Source organism: Oceanospirillum sanctuarii (assembly GCF_002150805.1).
Classification (GTDB): Bacteria; Pseudomonadota; Gammaproteobacteria; order Pseudomonadales; family Halomonadaceae; genus Oceanospirillum; species Oceanospirillum sanctuarii.
Genome location: NZ_MTBA01000030.1, coordinates 1 through 644, shown reverse-complemented (window position 1 = coordinate 644; position 644 = coordinate 1). Strand labels below are relative to the sequence as shown.

The following is a 644-nucleotide window of genomic DNA, read 5'->3' as shown; positions in this document are numbered from 1 at the left end:
TCACTATCCGAGTCTGAATCGCTGTCGGAATCGGAGTCACTATCCGAATCTGAATCACTATCGGAATCCGAGTCGCTGTCCGAGTCTGAATCACTGTCCGAATCAGAATCGCTGTCCGAATCAGAGTCGCTATCAGAGTCAGAATCACTATCCGAGTCAGAATCACTATCGGAATCAGAGTCGCTGTCCGAGTCCGAGTCAGAATCTGAGTCGCTATCGGAGTCGGAATCGCTGTCCGAATCCGAGTCAGAATCACTGTCCGAATCGGAGTCACTATCCGAGTCAGAATCGCTGTCCGAATCCGAGTCGCTATCCGAGTCTGAGTCACTATCCGAGTCTGAGTCACTATCCGAGTCAGAGTCACTATCCGAATCTGAGTCACTGTCGGAATCGGAGTCGCTGTCCGAGTCAGAATCACTGTCGGAGTCAGAATCACTGTCGGAATCAGAGTCAGAATCGCTGTCCGAATCCGAATCCGAATCACTATCGGAGTCTGAATCGCTGTCAGAATCAGAGTCACTGTCGGAGTCAGAATCACTGTCGGAATCCGAGTCACTATCGGAGTCTGAATCGCTATCGGTGTCCGAGTCTGAGTCACTATCGGAGTCCGAATCACTATCGGAGTCCGAATCACTGTCGGAATC

Annotated in this window: 1 protein-coding gene; it reads right to left on the bottom strand. The window is 50.9% G+C overall.

Going from position 1 to position 644, the window contains the following annotated elements:
- Positions 1 to 644, bottom strand: a 644-nt coding sequence (locus BV405_RS17515) for a hypothetical protein (protein WP_176330221.1), incomplete at both ends; no start/stop codon positions are given.